Source organism: Jejuibacter sp. L23, from assembly GCF_050815825.1.
Taxonomy (GTDB): Bacteria; Pseudomonadota; Gammaproteobacteria; order Enterobacterales; family Enterobacteriaceae; genus Jejubacter; species Jejubacter calystegiae.
The window spans coordinates 2541150-2559284 of the sequence record NZ_CP138199.1 but is presented as its reverse complement, the minus strand read 5'-3'; the positions used below and the strand labels follow the sequence as shown (position 1 = coordinate 2559284).

15 protein-coding genes are annotated in these 18135 nt (G+C 56.6%); 10 read left to right on the top strand and 5 right to left on the bottom strand.

The window, feature by feature from the left end:
- Window positions 1-32: 32 nt before the first annotated feature.
- From SCU88_RS11830 to SCU88_RS11815, 4 genes are all read left to right on the top strand, one after another.
- The gene (locus SCU88_RS11830) at window positions 33-3458 is read left to right on the top strand and encodes an autotransporter outer membrane beta-barrel domain-containing protein (protein ID WP_175342142.1); all 3426 of its coding nucleotides are present in this window, start codon (window positions 33-35) and stop codon (window positions 3456-3458) included.
- 119 nt (window positions 3459-3577) lie between these two features.
- Window positions 3578-3949, top strand: coding sequence for a hypothetical protein (locus SCU88_RS11825; RefSeq protein WP_175342143.1), 372 nt, complete (start codon window positions 3578-3580; stop codon window positions 3947-3949).
- Window positions 3950-4282: 333 nt separating this feature from the next.
- On the top strand, window positions 4283-6583 hold the full coding sequence (locus SCU88_RS11820) for an FdhF/YdeP family oxidoreductase (protein ID WP_175342144.1): 2301 nt from the start codon (window positions 4283-4285) through the stop codon (window positions 6581-6583).
- A 126-nt stretch (window positions 6584-6709) separates the two neighbouring features.
- Window positions 6710-7609 (top strand): LysR substrate-binding domain-containing protein, encoded by a 900-nt coding sequence (locus SCU88_RS11815; protein ID WP_175342145.1) that lies wholly within the window; start codon window positions 6710-6712, stop codon window positions 7607-7609.
- Window positions 7610-7628: 19 nt separating this feature from the next.
- On the opposite strand, the gene SCU88_RS11810 is transcribed toward SCU88_RS11815, so the two are convergent.
- Genes SCU88_RS11810 through SCU88_RS11800 form a run of 3 tightly spaced genes read right to left on the bottom strand, consistent with a single transcriptional unit; the run spans window position 7629 to window position 10461 of the window.
- Window positions 7629-8753: an L-dopachrome tautomerase-related protein gene (locus tag SCU88_RS11810; RefSeq protein WP_431810138.1), complete on the bottom strand. Its 1125-nt coding sequence runs from the start codon at window positions 8751-8753 to the stop codon at window positions 7629-7631.
- A 29-nt stretch (window positions 8754-8782) separates the two neighbouring features.
- Entirely contained in the window at window positions 8783-9475 is a 693-nt protein-coding gene (locus tag SCU88_RS11805) for an RraA family protein (protein ID WP_138097457.1), read from the bottom strand.
- Complete coding sequence (locus tag SCU88_RS11800) at window positions 9472-10461, bottom strand: hydroxyacid dehydrogenase (protein ID WP_175342146.1); 990 nt, start codon at window positions 10459-10461, stop codon at window positions 9472-9474. Before SCU88_RS11800 ends, SCU88_RS11805 begins: the two co-directional genes overlap by 4 nt.
- Window positions 10462-10554: 93 nt before the next feature.
- Between SCU88_RS11800 and SCU88_RS11795 the strand changes: the two genes are divergently transcribed.
- The 3 genes from SCU88_RS11795 (at window position 10555) to SCU88_RS11785 (ending at window position 12527) form a co-directional block, all read left to right on the top strand.
- Complete coding sequence (locus tag SCU88_RS11795; RefSeq protein ID WP_138097455.1) at window positions 10555-11445, top strand: LysR family transcriptional regulator; 891 nt, start codon at window positions 10555-10557, stop codon at window positions 11443-11445.
- Between the two features lie 140 nt (window positions 11446-11585).
- Window positions 11586-11990: a DoxX family protein gene (locus SCU88_RS11790; protein WP_138097454.1), complete on the top strand. Its 405-nt coding sequence runs from the start codon at window positions 11586-11588 to the stop codon at window positions 11988-11990.
- A gap of 66 nt (window positions 11991-12056) precedes the next feature.
- Window positions 12057-12527, top strand: a complete 471-nt coding sequence (locus SCU88_RS11785) for a heme-binding protein (RefSeq protein WP_175342147.1) — start codon at window positions 12057-12059, stop codon at window positions 12525-12527.
- Window positions 12528-12576: 49 nt separating this feature from the next.
- Here SCU88_RS11785 and SCU88_RS11780 read toward each other — a convergent pair whose 3' ends face one another.
- Both SCU88_RS11780 and SCU88_RS11775 read right to left on the bottom strand, forming a co-directional pair.
- A complete protein-coding gene (locus tag SCU88_RS11780; RefSeq protein ID WP_175342148.1) occupies window positions 12577-13290 on the bottom strand; it encodes a YjbE family putative metal transport protein in 714 nt (237 codons plus the stop codon).
- 7 nt (window positions 13291-13297) lie between these two features.
- A complete protein-coding gene (locus SCU88_RS11775) occupies window positions 13298-14587 on the bottom strand; it encodes a citrate:proton symporter (protein WP_175342149.1) in 1290 nt (429 codons plus the stop codon).
- 771 nt (window positions 14588-15358) lie between these two features.
- Here SCU88_RS11775 and SCU88_RS11770 point away from each other — a divergent pair.
- The 3 genes from SCU88_RS11770 to SCU88_RS11760 are packed head-to-tail and all read left to right on the top strand — an operon-like array spanning window position 15359 to window position 18134.
- Complete coding sequence (locus SCU88_RS11770; RefSeq protein ID WP_138097450.1) at window positions 15359-15835, top strand: GlcG/HbpS family heme-binding protein; 477 nt, start codon at window positions 15359-15361, stop codon at window positions 15833-15835.
- Between the two features lie 16 nt (window positions 15836-15851).
- The gene (locus SCU88_RS11765; protein WP_431810137.1) at window positions 15852-16511 is read left to right on the top strand and encodes a sugar dehydrogenase complex small subunit; all 660 of its coding nucleotides are present in this window, start codon (window positions 15852-15854) and stop codon (window positions 16509-16511) included.
- A gap of 30 nt (window positions 16512-16541) precedes the next feature.
- Complete coding sequence (locus SCU88_RS11760) at window positions 16542-18134, top strand: FAD-dependent oxidoreductase (protein ID WP_175342150.1); 1593 nt, start codon at window positions 16542-16544, stop codon at window positions 18132-18134.
- Window position 18135 lies beyond the last annotated feature (1 nt).

Below are 18135 nucleotides of genomic sequence, written 5' to 3'. Positions count from 1 at the left end.
TTGCTTTATGACTCTGGTAAGGAAAATGGCTGATGACATATAAAAGAAGTGTTATGGCGCTACTGGTCAGCGCCGCGTTATATCCGGCTGTGCAATCCGCTCAGGCGGCAACCCCGGTGTCACTACCGCTGGGCCATCTGGAGGAGCGCCTGACCATTACCGTGGGTGTGAACGGCGGGCCAGCCCAGAAGTATATTTTCGATACCGGATCCGATCAGTTTAATGCCGTGTTGAGTCAAGGTAATGCCTCGCAGATGCCGCAACTGGATCAAGCCCAGGCGTACATTTATGGCGATGACGCATGGGGTGGTTACTGGTTACAGCACAAACGCGCCAGTACGCTGACCTATTATACGGCGGATGAGAATCCCACCGCTGTCTCGACACCGGATAGCGGCGGTCATGGCTATGTAATAGGGCATGTTGAGCACCTGCTACTGGATGGTAAGCATGGTGGGCGGATTTCCAAAGACCCGATCATAGTGCCTGGCTTCCAAAAACCTTTCTATATCGATCTTGATGCGCAAGAGCGAATTGATTCGGGACAGCCCACGGAAGAACAGAATGAAGAGAAAAAAAATTTTTATGGCACCTTTGGTGTCGGCGATTTTCTGTTTGAGGGTAGCGGCGGCAGCCCTTTCGCCACCGTCACCAAAAGCGGTTTCGTGGTAGCCGGTAACGATAGTACGCCAGATAATGATGACACCAGTACACTTTCCCCCGGTTGCGCCCCCTGTACCATTTTGAATTTAAGCCCGGCAGTGCGGGCCCAGTTTACCACCCAGGTGCCCTGGGCGGCACATTATGACGAGGGCGATCGGCAGACTTTTCCCGGTTCCGGCGCGCCGGCTTCCACTCAACATGAGGGGCAATTCAAATATACCTTCGTGCTGGATGTGAACGGGCAGCAAAAAACGATAGAAGTGCCGGGAGAAGCGTTAAAAGGCGCCGTCCTGCTCGACACCGGTAACCCTACTCACGTCACTATTGAGAGTGCCAAACTGGGTTCTGTCCTGCAACAGAACGGACTGAAGATCATCACGAAGGGCGATGAAACCAGCAGCAACCTGGTTTCCATGACCCTGCATCCCACCGACAGCAGTGGTAACCCTGTCGGCGAAGGGATTCTGTTGCAGGATCCTACCGGCAATCTTGTTATCGATTCCGACGGGAGCGATGAAAAAACCTGGAATATCACCATGGGGCTGGGCTTCTTTCTTCAGTATTCGGTGATGTACGACCTGGAGAACCGGCTAACCGCCTTTACCCCATTCTTTGTCAGCGCCGATAACTTCACCACCGACGGCCAGCTCAGTCAGATTACCGCGGAAATGGGCAACCCGATGAAGGCGCCGAAGGGCGATCCTTCCGGCCAACAGGCAACCAAGGGCTATCTGGGGCTGGCAGGCGCCATTTCCGGCACAGGCGATCTGACGCTTGCACCGAACATAGTGGTCAATATGACCGGCGCTAACACCTATACCGGCGCCACCCGGGTGCAGAAAGATGCGGTGCTGTTTCTGAGCGGTCCAGGCAGTATCGCCGCCTCGTCTGAATTAGTGAATAACGGCTGGTTTGATATTTCCACACACGGGAATGCCAACCCACTGTGGGGAGTTTCGGACAGCCTGAACGATGTTACCCTTCAGAGCCTGAGCGGCAGCGGCCTGATCACTCTGGGCAGTCGCAATCTGGTGCTGAATAACGCCCACGGCGATTTTTCCGGGCGCATTACCGACCAGAATCTGCGCAGCGGCGGTGTGGATCATGAAAAAGGCGGGCTGACCATTGCCGGGGGAAGTCAGACACTGAGCGGCAACAGCGACTACACCGGCCAGACCCGGATCGCGAGCGGTGCGGCATTGCAACTGGCAAGCAACGGCACCCTGACCAGCGACGTGATCGCAGAGGGGGCCTTTGTGGCTAACGGGGCGACCAGCGGTCACGTGGAGATTCAAAGCGGCGGTCTGGCAGGTGGTAATGGTCGGGTAGGGAGCCTGACGGCGGCTCAGGGCAGCACCGTTGCGCCAGGCAACTCTATCGGCACTCTGAACGTTGATGGCGATATGACTCTGGCCCAGGGATCGCTGTATGCCGCGGAGGTGGATGCCTCTGGCAGCGACCAGATAAAGGTCGCGGGCACGGCAACGGTTCAGGGCGCCGATGTTACGGTGATTCCCTACGCCCGAAATAACCTGCTGGCGCAGTCCACAACGGCGGATAACCTGATTGGAAGCACCGGAACCCTTCTGACGGCCGGTGGCGGCGTTAGCGGCCAGTTTGCGTCAGTCGAGAGCGGCCCTTTTATTACGCCATCGCTCACTTACCAGCCGGACAGCGTCGCCGTGACCCTGGCGCGCAGCGACCTGAGCTTCGCCGATGTGGCCGCCACCCGCAATCAGCGCAGTATGGCGGCCGCCCTGGATCAATTGCCCGCCAGTAGCTCTGTCTACCAGAGTCTGCTGCTGGCACCCACGGAGGGCGATGCCCGCCAGGCGATGCGTCAGCTTTCCGGCCAGATCCATGCCGATATCGCTTCATCGCTGGTGAATAACAGTCGCTATCTGCGCGATACTCTGAACAGCCGTCTGCGCCAGGCTCAGGGACAAATCGACAGCAGCGATATCCGGCAGAATGAAGACGGCGCCTGGGCCAGCCTGATGGGGAACTGGCAGCATGCCAGCGGGAACAATAACGCCAGCGGTTTCCATGATTCCACCTTCGGCGTGCTGTTGGGGGTAGATGGTGATGTAGCGGACGGCTGGCGGGTTGGGGCCGCCACCGGATTTACCCGCACCTCGCTGCACGGTAATCATGCCTCGGCGGACAGCGATAACTATCACCTGGCGCTATATACCGGCAAGTCCTGGGATAACGTTAACCTGCGGGCAGGGACGGCTTATACCTGGCACCGGATAGAAACGGACCGTAGCGTAAATTATTATGGTCAGTCCGATAGCGATAAGGCACGTTACAGCGCAGGGACCGGGCAGATCTTTGCCGAAGCGGGTTATAGCCTGAACAACGACTGGTTGAACCTGGAGCCGTTCGCCAACCTGGCCTGGGTCGATTATCGCAGCAACCGGATTAACGAACGTGGCGGCGCCAGCGCGCTGAGCGCTGACAGTCAGCACACCAGCGCGGCGCTCTCTACCCTGGGGCTACGGGCGGACAAACGCTGGCAGACCGGTAAGGAGAGCGCTATCACGCTGCGCGGGGAACTGGGCTGGCTGCACCAGTATAACTCCCCTGAACGCGAAGTCGGGTTACGCTTCCAGGGGGCCGGGACCACGTTCAATACCGGCACCGTACCCGCTTCCCGGGACGGAATGGTGATGAAAACCGGAGCCGAAGTCAGCATTAACGATACGGCATCGGTATCGCTTAACTATACCGGTATGTATTCGGATAATTATCAGGACAATGGTCTGAGCGCAGATCTGAAATGGACATTCTGATTCACGCATTGCCACGAAAGGCCCGTTCCGGGCTTTTTATTTGCTGAAAATTCTCCGTATGCCACTATGTTAAGATTATCCAGCTATCGAAAATAAACCTTAATGAGGGAGAAAGACCGATGAGGAAATATTTTACCGTTCTCGCCGCAGTTTTACTGTTTGGGGGGCAGGGAGCGGCTTTTGCGGCACCCGTTCCGGTATCCGCAGACGCAGCGCAGGCCATGTGCCAGGTACAGTTTGATGCGCTTAAGAGCGCCAGAAGCGGTCATGACAGTGCCGATCTACTGGTTAACCGCTCCATCATCGATTTAATGAAGCGCGGATACGCCGTTGAAGACTACGCGACCACAACGGAATCTTATCGTCACGATATGACCCTCGCTATTGCAAAACTGCGGGAAAATCATAAGGCCTGGCCCGATGAAGCCGCGTTTATTCGGGCGATGGATTCGCAGCAGAAGGCCTGTCAGGTACAGCTGATGAAGCGATAATAATCGCCGTATAACAGTACAGTCGACAACATTTACTGGCCGCCTACCGAAGGCGGTTTTTTTATAACCACCGTAAATTACAACCTCACCGGTCACCTGAGAGAATAAGTTAAATCTAATGCTTTATAGATAACATCGATTATACATATTTGCCCTGAGTGTTATTATTTGGTTAACAAAACGGCGTTATCATCGTCCGCAGCGCGACCATTCCTGCAATAAAAGAAAGGTTATTTGCTCCCGTCGCAGAAAATATATCCTTACCTTTACTGTTATTATTCGGTCCGCGGTGCGGGGCGCTGTAAATAATAAAATGCGGATTCAGGAGTGCCTATGAATAATAAAAGACGCGCAGTGCCGGGCGTACGTCCCTATGATGGCCCGGCCGGAGGTTGGGGAGCATTAAAGGCGACGGCCATTGCCGTGCGCACTCAGATGGATGCCTTCAATGCCCCGGTCACCCTGATGCGTACCAACCAGCCGGACGGCTTCGACTGCCCGGGATGCGCCTGGCCCGATAAAGAGCATAAATCCACCTTTCAGTTCTGCGAAAACGGCGCCAAGGCAGTGACCTGGGAAGCCACCAGTAAGCGGGTCACACCGGAATTTCTGGCCGCCAATACGGTGACCTCGCTACTGAGCAAAAGCGACTTTGAGCTGGAAGGCTATGGTCGACTGACTCATCCTCTGGTTTATGACCGCACCAGCGATACTCTGCGTCCTCTCCCCTGGGAAGAGGCGTTCCGGCGCATTGGCGAAACGCTGCGTGATATGGCGCCAGACGAGGTGGAGTTTTATACCTCGGGCCGGGCGTCGAACGAAGCGGCCTGGCTGTTTCAGCTATTTGCCCGGGAGTTGGGCACCAATAACTTCCCGGACTGTTCCAATATGTGCCATGAGTCAACCAGCGTCGGGCTGCCTCAGTCGATAGGCATTGGTAAAGGGACGGTGTCGCTGGAAGACTTCGATGATACCGAACTGGTGATCTCTATTGGTCATAACCCCGGCACTAACCATCCGCGCATGATGGGCACCCTGCATGAACTGGCGCGTCGCGGCGTGCCGGTGATTGTGTTTAATCCGCTGCGCGAGAGGGCGCTGGAACGCTTCGCCGATCCCCAGGACATTATCGAGATGGCAACCCTGCGATCTACCAATATCGCCTCGACTTACTATCAGGTAAAAGCCGGGGGCGATGCCGCAGCGCTGAAAGGTATCGGGAAAGCCCTGCTGGCGATGGAACAAGCGCAGGGCAACGTACTGGATCACCCGTTTATCGAACAGCATACCCAGGGTTTTGAGGCCTTTGCCGACGATCTGCGCCAGACCGCCTGGCACGAGATAGAACGAGAATCCGGTCTGACCCGCCAGGAGCTGGAGCAGGTGGCGACTCTCTACGCCCGCTCTAATGCCACCATCATTACCTACGGCATGGGCATTACCCAGCATAACAAGGGCACCTCTAACGTGCGGCTGATTGCCGATCTGCTGCTGATGCGCGGCAATATCGGCAAGCCAGGGGCCGGGATCTGCCCGCTGCGCGGTCATTCCAACGTGCAGGGCAACCGTACCGTGGGCATTACCGAAAAGCCGGGCGCCGAATTTCTGGCAAATCTGCAACGGGTATTCGGCTTTACGCCGCCGCAGCGCCACGGCCACGATGCGGTAAAAGCGCTACAGGCGATGATCGACGGCGAGGCGAGGGCGCTTCTCTGTCTTGGGGGGAACTTCGCGGTAGCGATGCCTGACAGCGAGCGCGCCTTTCCGGCCATGCAAAAGCTGGATCTGAGCGTGCACGTTGGTACTAAACTGAATCGCTCCCATCTGCTGGTGGCGAAACAGACCTTTATTCTGCCGTGTCTGGGGCGCACCGAGCTGGATATTCAGGAAAGCGGCCGTCAGTCGATCACCGTCGAAGATTCAATGTCGATGGTGCACGCCTCTTCGGGCAAACTGCGCCCGGCCTCTACGCTGCTGCGCTCGGAACCGGCTATTGTGGCTGGCATGGCCCAGGCGGCTCTGCCGGAAACCCGGGTAGACTGGATGGGGCTGGTGGCCGACTATGACAAAATCCGCGATCTGATCGAGCAGACCGTTCCCGGCTTCGATAACTACAACGCCCGTATTCGCCGCCCCGGCGGTTTTCGCATGCCGCTGCCGCCTACCCGGCGGGTCTGGCCAACGCCCACCGGTAAGGCGATGTTTTCGGTCTTTAACGGGGTGCATGAAAATACCCAGGTCGAAGGGGACGATGTGCTGCGGATGATTACGCTACGCAGTCACGACCAGTACAACACCACCATTTACGCTATGGATGACCGCTATCGCGGCATCTTCGGCCGCCGTGACGTGCTGTTTATGAATGAGCAGGATATGGCGAGCCTGAAGCTGGAGCACGGAGACAGGGTGGATATTCACACCGCGCTACCCGGTAGCGATCTACGGCTGGAGGATATCACCGTGGTGGCCTATACCATTGCCCGTGGCTCCGTCGGCGCCTATTACCCCGAAGCCAACGTGCTGGTGCCGCTGGATTATATTGACCGCGAGAGCGGCACGCCTTCCTATAAATCGGTGCCTGTCCGGGTGAGGCTGCGCTCGAAAGAGATCCTGGCGAAGGAATCTATCCGCTAATTTTCCCTCACTGCTCATGTTAGTACTCGCTAACATGAGCGATACGCTTGAATTTACTCGCCCTGAAACGTAACATTTATATAACATTCCATATAACAGGTTGGCGCTGCCTGACCGGACTCATTCATGGATATCAAACAGCTTAAATATCTGATTGCCCTCGATCAGACTCGCCATTTCGGCCAGGCCGCCGCGGCCTGCCACATCACCCAACCCACGCTTTCCATGCGTATCCGCAGCCTGGAAGAAGAGCTGGAACTGGTGCTTATTCAACGCGGGCACCGCTTCGAAGGCTTTACGCCGGAAGGTGAACGCATTCTGGCGTGGGCAAGGGCGCTGCTGGCGGCGCACGACGGGCTGGAAGCCGAAGCGGCCATCTGTCGTGGTCAGATGGTCGGTCAGTTGCGATTGGGAATGGTGCCGCTGGCGAGTATGAACCCAATGCAGCTTATCGCCCCCCTGGCGGATAAATACCCGGAGCTGCAATTCAGCCTGCTGTCTCTTACTTCTGAGCAGATTATCGATGGCGTCAGCCGCAATCAGCTGGATCTGGGCATCTGCTATCTGCAACACGTCGACACAGAATGCTTCGATGTGATCCCGCTTATGCCGACCCATATGGGGCTACTGCACGATCTGCGTCATTTCCAGTTCAGTGAAAGCCGTCCGGACTGGTCCATGCTAGCCACGCTGCCGCTGGGCTTTCTGACCAAAGGGATGCATTACCGCGAATCTATCGATATAAGTTTTAAAGGCCACGGGCTGACGCCCAGATATGTCTTTGAAAGCGACTCAACGTTCCAGATAATTCAGGCGGTGCAGGCCGGTATCTGCTGCGCAATAGTGCCACTCAATAACGGTCTGGAAGCTCTGAGCGATAACCTGCGGATTATCCCTATCACAGAACCGGAGGTGGATTCGATGCTGGGACTGATTATGCGTCGTCAGCCGCCGATCTCATCGCTTGCCGAACGCTGCTTTACCGATGCGAAGGGGATTTTCGGCGAAGAGCCGGCATCGCCCTGACTGACGATGCCGGAATGGGTTACTGATGATCGCGCGGTGAAGGCGCTATCGGCAGCGGTAATTTATACAGCTTCACAGGGTACTCGACCGTGGAAGGTTTACCCCCAGTAGTGGCCGGTGTCCGGTTGATCTGCGCGGCAGGCATCCACAGAGCGCCGTGGCTTATCCACATCGCATCCACCCATACCAGACGCGGGTCGCTGATAACGGTGCTGACTTTGCCCTGCGGGGTAATGCGCATCACGGAGCGGGTATTGATATTGGAGGCATACAGATTGCCTTCGCTATCGATCGCCGTCCCGCCGGTACTCCAGGTATCGAGGAAATGTTCGGCGTGGCGATTCACTTCACTGGCCGCAAGCGAATCATCGTTGAGGTAGCGGGTTTCGATACGGGCCATCGGTCCAGGGATCGCCTGATAATAGAGCCACTTTCCGTCCGGCGAGACTTCCAGCTGATCCAGACCGACCCGTTTTTCGCGTCCGTCGCGCAGATGCAGCTTTTTGCCATCGGCATAAATCGGCTCGTGATCGATGGACAGCGGATGGTTATCCAGTACCCGGTGGGACTTGCCGGTTTTCAGATTCAACACCACCAGACCTACTGCGCCCGGATCGGTAATATAGGCGTAATCACCGTTAAAACGCACATCATCGAGATAGCTGGCGGGCTTTTGCACTGGCGCATCAATGATATAAGCGCCGACCACCCGATTGGTCTTCAGGTCGATTTTGACCAGCTTGCCCGCACCGCTAACGGCTTTATCGCCGGTGCCAATGCCGGTATTTCCGGCGTCCATCACCCACAGATTGCCATCCGGCCCGATTCGCAGCGCATTGACGTGCAGGAAATGGTGCTGCGCATCGCTGGCCTGCCACTGGTTCCATTGCTCGTCGGGATAAGGCGTTATCTTGCCATCCTTACCCACTTCCACCAGTTGCGGCCCCGGGCCTTCCGACTGGGTCAGTGAGGCAAAAATACGCCCGTCGCCAGAGACCGTAATACCGTTCCATACCCGGGGCGAGGTCGCCGCCTGTTGCAGACGGTTATCCTGATGCTGCGGTAAGGTCGGGGGCAGGGTATCCGCCGCCTGCGCCTGCATGGCAAGCAGCAAAGCGGCCGTCAGAGTCAGTTTTTTAAACATAGTGATGATTCAACCTCCGTGGTAAGGGTTCAAACCGGGCAGCCTTTGGCGCGTAGCAGACTGTTAAAGCGTTCCGGGTCAGTGGTCCCCGCTGCGTTATTGGCGCGAATCTTCTCTTCGCGCTGGGCGTGCTGCTGCACTTTGGGCAGTAAATCATCCAGTTCATCGAAGGGAACGGCGATCACCCCATCCGCGTCCGCGACAATCAGATCGCCCGGAGAGACCAGCAGCCCCGCGCAGGAGATCGGGATATTCACTTCCCCCGGGCCGTCCTTGCTGGGGCCTCTCAGGGTATTGCCGCGGGCATAAACCGCCACGCCGCCTTCCGCCCATTCATTGAGATCGCGAATCGCGCCATCGATGATGAAAGCGGCGATCTTTTTGGTGATTGCAGAAGTGCGCATCAGGCCGCCGATCAGCGCCTGGGTCAGATCGCCCGCGCCATCGACCACGATGACATCACCCGGCTGCGCAATCTCGATCGCCTTATGGATCATCAGGTTGTCGCCGGGCCGGACTTTAACGGTCAGCGCCGGACCGCAAACGACCAGTTGACTGTCGTTGTGATAAGGCTTCAGGCCGCGTGCGGCGACGCTACGGCCCATGCAGTCACCAATGTTCGGCACCGCAAGGCGACGCCATGCGTCGAGGGTGGTGCTATCCGGCACCTTATCCCGGCTGCCAATAAAATAACCGGCGGGCCATTCGCTGCGAGATGTCATTGCTTCATATCCTCATTCTTCAGGGCGTTAGGGTTAACGCAGGCGCGCAGATTGATGCGCCGCTGCTGTAAAAAGTCGAGGCACTGTTGCGCAGCAGAGCGCGCGACGGCGTCCAGCGCTTCCGGGGTGGTACCGCCGATGTGCGGGGTCATCACGATGTTGCTGAGCTGACGAAACGGATGCGATTCCGGCAGCGGCTCCTGAGCGAAGGTGTCCAGGCCCGCACCGGCCAGGTGACCCTGCTGTAACGCCTGGACCAGCGCCGGTTCGTCAATCAGTTCGCCGCGCGAAGTGTTAATGACGATCGCGCGCTCGGGCAACTGTGCCAGAGTATCGGCACGGAGCATCTGGCGGGTGGCGTCACTGACCGGGCAGTGCAGGCTCAGCACATGGCTCAGCGGCAGCAGCTCATCCAGGCTGGCGCACTGGTGGGCGCCGCCGGTCGGGGTTCCCGGAGCAACTGCCGGGTCAAAAAACCGCACTGACATGCCGATGGCCCCGGCGATACCGGCAACCCGGCGGCCGATTTCACCGAAGCCGACCAACCCCAGGGTCTTGCCCTGCAGTTCACTCCCCAGGCTGGTGCGGGTCCAGCGGCCTGCGGCGATCTCCTGCTGGAAGAACGGCAGCTGGCGCGCTGCGCTCAGCATCAGGCCAATGGTCAGTTCGGCCACCGACTGGGCATTGGTGGCCGGGGTAGTTAACACCGGGATCCCACGGGCGCTGGCGGCGGCGACATCAATATTGGTCACGCCGACGCCGTGTTTGCAGATGATTTTCAGCGACGGGCAGGCGGCGATGGCCTGTTCCGACAGCGTGACGGTACGGGAAATAACGGCGTCATAGGCGTGCGTCGCCATCCGCTGTTCCACTTCCGCCGGGTTATTCGCTTCGGTTAAATAGTCGACTTCGCAACCCGCATCCGCCAGCACCTGGCGACCCGCCGCTCCCAGCGTCGGCGCGGTCATTAAAAATTTGTAAGCCATAAGTAGCTCCAGTGTTGTTTTTTGTATGGTCGCACTGTTAAAACATAAAAATTAACAGCCGAATTTTATTTATTGATTCCTGTGGGGAATGAAATGGAACTGAAAGATCTGCGCTACTTCCTGGCGATAAGGGAGACGGGACACCTGGGAAGGGCGGCGATAAGTCTGGGAATCACTCAGCCGGCACTGTCCAAGTGCATCCAGCGTCTGGAGAAAATTTATGCCACCCGATTGATCCTGAAGGTCGGACGCGGCATCCGCCTGACCGAAGCCGGCGTATTACTTTGTGATCGAGTTCAAAAAATCGTCCAGTCGATGGAAGAGACCCAGCGTGAAATGAAGTCGCTGTCGGAAGGAACGGCAGGCTATGTCCGTATCGGCGCCGCAGCGACAGCAGCGGAGTTTATGCTGCCGCAGCTGGCCCGGGAACTGCTGTGCGAAGCGCCGGACGTGCGTATTGATGTCAAAGTCGGCATGAATGACTTCCTGCAAAATATGCTGCGTGAGAATCAGCTGGATATTATCCTTGGCTTCCTGCCTGACTACGACACCGAATTCGTCCGCCGCCCGTTGCTGGACGATCCTGTGGTGCTGGTGGCCAGCGCCGATCACCCGCTGGCTGGCATTCACCCGACGCCGGAGCAACTGGGCAAGTTCAACTGGCTGTTGCCTTCACGTAATGTCGCCACCCGACAGTGGCTGGAGCAGCGTTTACAGGGCGGAGGATATCCGCCGCCGCGGATCCAGATTGAAACCAACTCGCTGGCCACTCTGCGTTCGGTCGTGGTGGAAACCCAACTGTTAAGCTTTTTGTCGCGCCGCTGTCTGCAGGCGCTGGAGTCGGTCATTCCACTGGTGGAAATTCCGATGCCGCTTTTGGTGATGCCGCGCACATTTGGGCTACAATTCCACTCCCTCAGCGAGCTGTCGCCGGTTGCGCGTCAGGTAGTGCAAATCGCAGAACGTCACTGGCGTTATGAATAATCAGTCAGTAATGACGGCAGGTAATTAATAACTCAGACGTGAGGAATCATAACCCGGAGAGACTGTTTCGGCTTTATTCCTCATGTTAAAAAATATTTTCCTGAGCTATAAACCCATTAATTCTGTAAGTGATACCTGCTATGAATCGCTATTCTGACATTATCTGTATCCTGGCCCGTGTTCTGGCCGTCGGATTATTTTTTACCTCCGGCGTGGATAAAGTTTTTAATTATCACGACAACCTCACCCTGATGGCTGAAAACCATGTGCCGGCATTCTTTTTACCGCTGGTGATTCTGCTGGAAGTGGGGGGCGGGCTGGCCATTGCCTTTGGCTTTCTGACGCGCTTTACCTCTGTTTTTATGGCTATTTTTTCCATCGCAGCAGGATTTCTGTTCTATCAGGGCTATAGCCATGCGCATTTAATGGTGTGGTTAAAAAATGCCTCCTGCGCGGCAGGGTTTATTCTGCTGGCGCTCAATGGTCCGGGGCGATTGAGTCTGGACTACCTGTTACGTCATAAATTTCAGGCGCAAACAACCTGATTATTAATGATGTCATCGATATTCAATATCGTTCCGATAACTCTATTTATTAAAAGGTCATAGATAATGAAAAAATTACTTCTGTCAGCCGCCCTGGGGTCCGCCACGCTGTTCAGTGCATTTTCTGTCAGCGCGACCCTGACCCAAACGACGCTTTCGTGGAGCGATGCGGAAAATCTGCTGAAGACGGCGACGGAAAAAGCCGTCAGTCTGGAAGCCAGCGTTTGCGTGGCGGTACTGGATCGCTCCGGCCAGTTGTTGGCCTTTAAACGGATGGATAATGCGCCGGTCGGCTGCATTGACTCAGCAATTAAAAAGGGCCGGGCCGCCGTGCTATATCGCACCCCGACCGATAAATATATGGCCCGCGCCAACGGCCAGGAACCGGCTATCGCCACTCTGCCAGGCATGGTGCCGCTGGGCGGCGGCGCGCCAGTGAAAACTGGCAGCGACGTGGTGGGCGGCGTGGGCGTCAGCGGCTCGGCAAACCCGAACGAAGTGGCTATTGCCAACGCGGCGGCGGAAAGCGTTAAGTAATTTGGGACTATGATAAAAAACGGCGCCTTACTCAGTAGGCGCCGTTTTTTCAGGGGGCATCAGATGTGCGGCTGATGGATGACTTCACTGAATTCGCCAGCCGATTGCGGCGCCGTCCAACCAGCAGCACCAGCAGCGCGCCGACGGCGCCCGCCGCCAGCGGCAGGGCGTGAAACGGCTGGGGGTAGAAGCGGGTGATTATCGGGTCGGTCACTAGCATGCTGCCGGCGATCCAGCCAATCAGCGCGCCGCCGAGCGCTACCACGGCAGGGAAGCGATTCAAAATCGCCAGCACCAGTTTGCTGCCGGCAACGATAATCGGAATACTGATAATCACCCCAAAAGCCACCAGAACGATATGACCGTTTCCGGCCGCGGCGACGGCCAGTACGTTATCCAGCGACATCACTACATCGGCGACCGTAATCGTTACGGCGGTTTTCCACAGGCTGCCGGAGCTACGGATTTCCTCTTCTTCATCCTGATTGGCGACCAGCCTGATACCGATCCACAGCAATAACAGCGCCCCGATAACTTTCAGCATCGGCAGGGTCAACAGATAAACGGCGATGCCCAGCAGGGCGATACGGGCCAGGATAGCGCCCGCAGTACCGAGAATAATCGCTTTGGTCCGCAGCTCCGGCGGCAGTTTGCGGCAGGCCATGGCGATGACCACCGCGTTATCTCCCCCCAGTAGCAGATCGATAATGATTATCTGCAACAGGATAGCGGCAAAATCCCAGTGTAAAAATAATTGGTTCATACTCTACTCACGCGGCAGCAAAGGGGATAACCCCCAGCAATAGTGACATCGTTAACAGAATGAGGCAGTTTATTAGAGACCATTTAAAGGTGAAGCGTTGATTCCCGGCGTAGTCCAGTTTCAGCATACTCACCACCAGATAGGTCGACGCCACCAGCGGACTGAGGATATGCACCGGCTGACCAACCAGCGAAGCCCTGGCCATTTCAATACCGCTGATCCCGTGGTGTCTGGCGGTGTCAGCCAGTACCGGCAGCACGCCAAAATAGAATACGTCGTTGGAAACCAGCCAGGTCATCGGAATACTCAGCAACGCAGTTACCGGCGCCATAAACGGCCCCATGGCATCCGGAATAATCTTCAGCAACGCAGAACCGACGGCATTGACCATACCGGTGCCGGTGAACAGACCGGTAAACACCCCGGCGGCGAAAATCAGGCTGGAAACGGCCAGGATCGGCGGCGCGTGTTGTTCCAGTTGCTCTTTTTGTTGATTGAGGCCAGGAAAGTTAACCATCAGCGCCACGCAGGCCGCCAGCATAAACAGGTAGCTCAGCGGCAGGACTTCGATACACAAGCAGGCGATCAGCCCCAGGGTCAGCAGCCAGTTGAAATAGAAGGTCAGCGGTCCACGGCCGCGTTCCTGAGCCAGGGGCGCATGCTCTGCCTTCCAGCTCAGACCGTCGCCCAGCCGGATCCGCTCACGGCGGCCAAAAATCCATGCCAGAATAAAGGTCCAGACCACGCAGGCCAGCAGGGCCGGGATCATCGGAACAAACATATCGCTGACGTCGATATGCATGGCCGTAGCCGCCCGCGCGGTAGGGCCGCCCCACGGCACCATATTGCCCAGTCCGGAAACCTGAAGCAGCAGGCAGCAAACCATGGGCAGAGACAGCCCCAAACGCTGATAAATCGGCAGGAAGGCCGACAGCACGATGATGTAGATGGTGGCGCCATCGCCATCCAGCGCCACAACGAACGCCAGCAGTACGGTACCCAGGAAAATTTTCACCGGATCGCCATGAACGGCTTTCACCACTTTATTTACCAGCGGGTCAAACATACCGGCTTCGGTCATGACCATGAAGTAAAGCATGGCAAAAATGATCATTACGCCATTCGGGGCAACGGTACGCAATCCATCGAGCACAAAATTTCCCATTTGTGCATAAAATCCGCCCAGCAGGGCAAAAATGGTGGGGATAACGATCAGCGCCGTTAATGCGGAAAGTCGCCGGGTCATTAAGCAAAAAATAAAACAAACCAGCATCAGGATACTGAGAGCGATCAGCATTGCTTGATTCCTTATCTTGTTATTTGCGCCATTATTTATGGGTCTGAACTCCTGGCGTCATTTCACTCAATCCGCTATCTAAGAGGACTTACGGGGTACATCGTCCATCAGAATACGACATGTTGGCCGTATGTTTCCATTTGGTTAATTTCAGCGATTATGACAGCGTCACCCGCTGAAAGATGGCATTGGGTTTTATCAATCCATTCCGCACAGGAATGAAAGTGCGACGCGATAACCGCCATTGCCGGTTCATCCCAGCAGGAAAGCCGTGTTTATGCGGTGATTCACGCCTTCGGCCGACCCGTTTCGACCAGAAGCGATGCCGAAAAAAACGGCCAAAATGATATTGTGACTTTGTGAGCAACAACAAAAAAACACCCCGTCAGCGAACCAAATGGGGAATACCTGCCAGCAGAATCGGGAGGATGTATCCATATTGTTAGCATGGCGTTTCATCCTCATGTGAGCATAAATCGCTCAGGAAAAGCAGGGGGAACCGCCATCGTGGCAATGGTGAAATGATTAACCTTCTGTAGTGAAATAATATTTCAAGCTCCCATACCTCTTATTTAACAGGGGCTTTAAAGTAACGCCATTTGATTAAGCAATGACCGCTATCGATTCCTGGCAAGAATATAAACTGACGCTCAGCGGAATAAGGCACTTTTAGTTAACTCTCCCGGGCATGGATGACGTTATGTTTTTAGCCCATTAATTATTCGATATTGATAGAACAACAATACTTCTTCCCTGTAATCTGGTGGTGCTATGAAATTATTATCAACTGTCATTCTGTGCAGTGGGCTGGTGTGCGCGGCGTCCTATGCGGCAGACGCCGTAATTAATGTTGCAGTACTGAATCATCAACAGGCCCAAAAGATGGTCAGTAAAGCCGAAGAGACTATTCGCGCTCACCATATGGGGGGCGCGGTCAGCATTGTCGACAGCTTCGGTCAGCCCATTATTTTCGAAAGGCTGGATGGCGCAACGCTTGCCAACATTGAACTGGCGCCGAAGAAAGCCCATGCCGCCGTGGCATTTGGCCAACCGACCAGCAGCTTTCAGCAGAAAATCAGCGCCGGTAATGTCGCCGTGCTGGGCAATCCGGCGGTGGTGCCGCTGCCTGGCGGCGAGCCGATTAAGGTCAACGGCGTAGTGGTCGGGGCGATTGGCGTCAGTACGCCGGATGGCAAGGTCGATGCCGAAGCCGCTAAGGCCGCGCTCAGTGCGCTGAACGCTGGTTAGTCATGGAGAACGCATCATGATGAACAGACGGCGTTTTCTGCAATTAATGGTCGCCGGACCGATGATCGTATCGGCGCCGTTACAAATCCCACTGGCCCAGGCCAGTGATAATACGCTCGCCGCCACGCTGCTGCGAGCCAGCGAAATGCTGACCGGTCGCCAGGGGCTGGATGCCTCAGTCGCCGATCGTCTCTGTCAGCTGTTAAGCAAACAGAATTCTCGCTTCCCGGGCCAGCTGGCGCGTCTGATGGCGCATTTGCAGTCCGCAGGCGAAACCGATCGCCAGCGGCTGGTCGATAGCCTGGATGACGACGATATTAATACCGCGCTGGCGATTATCTCCCCCTGGTATCTGGGGTATACCGGGCATCCGTCCACCACCAAAGCGACGGATGACGCGGAATTTGTCACCTTTCTGTCAGCGTTAATGTACGAACCCACCCGCGATGTCACCCTGCGCCCGAGCTATGCCCGCGCCGGCAGCGATTACTGGGCGGAAGTACCGCAGGGCGTCAACGCGCCGCCGATGCCCGGCGGTATCCGCCAGTGGGGCGAAAACGCCCCCGCAGCGGCGAAGACCATTCCTGCTCCTGACGCCCCCTGGCTATTAATGGTTCAGGGAAAAGCCCGCACCCTGGCAGAGGCCAACGCCCTGTTAGCGGCAGAGAAAAAATAACCATAACAACAAAATAATCAGGATCAGAACATGAGTGAATTTGACGCTGATGTGGTGATTGTCGGCTCTGGCGCACTGGGCGCCAATGCCGCTTATCAGTTGGCGAAAGCCGGAAAATCGGTGATTATGCTGGAAGCGGGACCCTACATACCTCGCTGGAAAGTCGTTGAAAACTATCGCAATAGCGCCAGCAAACGCAACTGGTGCGCGCCTTACCCTAATCTGCCGTGGGCGCCGAATTCCTACACCGAAGGCTATGTCGATGCCAAAGGGGATGACGATTTCGATTACGTCACCAGCTACCTGCGGGTGGCCGGCGGAAGCACCCGCCACTGGGCATCGGCCTGCTGGCGCCTGCTGCCCAATGATTTCAAGATGCGCAGTGTATATGGCGTGGGGCGCGACTGGCCTTTCACCTATGACGAACTGGAGCCCTGGTATCTGAAGGCCGAACGGGAAGTCGGCGTGGTCGGCACCGGCCAGGAGGATCAGAGCGGGCAGGGGCGCGGCCACTATCCGCCGCGCTCGGCGGAGTATCCGCTACCGCCGGAAGCCAAACCGTATATGGTTCAGCGTATCCAGGCCAGACTGGGGCCGATGGGTTACCAGGTGGTACATGAGCCTCATGCCCGCGTATCCCGTCCTTATGACGGTCGTCCCGCCTGTGCCGGAAACAACAACTGTGAGCCCATCTGCCCGATCGGCGCTATGTATTCCGGCGATATGCACGTGGATAAGGCCGTGGCGTTGGGGGTGGATCTCCGTACCGAAAGCGTCGCCTGGAAGCTGGAAAAAGGGGAAAAAGGAAAAATCGTCGCCCTGCATTACCGCAAACCCGATGGCAGCGATACCCGGCTGACGGCGAAAATCTTTATCATCGCCGCCCACGGACTGGAAACCCCCAAACTGTTGCTGATGTCTGATGCGGCCAATAGTTCCGATCAGGTCGGGCGTAATCTGATGGATCATACCGGTCTAAGCCTGACCTTCCTGGCGGATGAACCGCTGTGGACCGGTCGCGGTTCGGTACAGCATGGCTCGATCGTTAACCGCCGCGATGAACCCAGTCGCTCAAAACATTCCGCGATCCGCTATTCCCTGCGTAACCTGGTACCTAACATCGATGTCACCGTACCGCTGCTCAAACAGGGGGTGATGGGCCCGGCGCTGGATCAGGCCATCCGCGATCGCGCTTCGCGCATCATGAACATCAGCACCATGAGCGAAACCCTACCGGACCCGACCAACCGGGTGATACCCAACTATGGCCGCAAAGACGCCATCGGCCTGCCGATGCTGACGGTCAATTACCGGCTCGATGCCTATGTCCGCGGCATGCGTGACCAGGCGAACCACGATTTCGCCAACTTCCTGAAAGCCTTTAACGGCGAAGTGATTGAAGCCCCGACCGGCTGGCGCAATCAGTATCACATTATGGGTACCACCATCATGGGCGATAGCCCAAAAGATTCGGTGGTCGACCCACAGCTGCGCAGTTGGGATCACCCAAATCTGTTCCTTGCCACCACCGGAGTGATGCCATCCTCTGCCACGGTCAATCCGACGCTGACGGGAATTGCGCTGGCGCTGCGCATGGCCGACACCATTATCAGGGAGCTGTGAG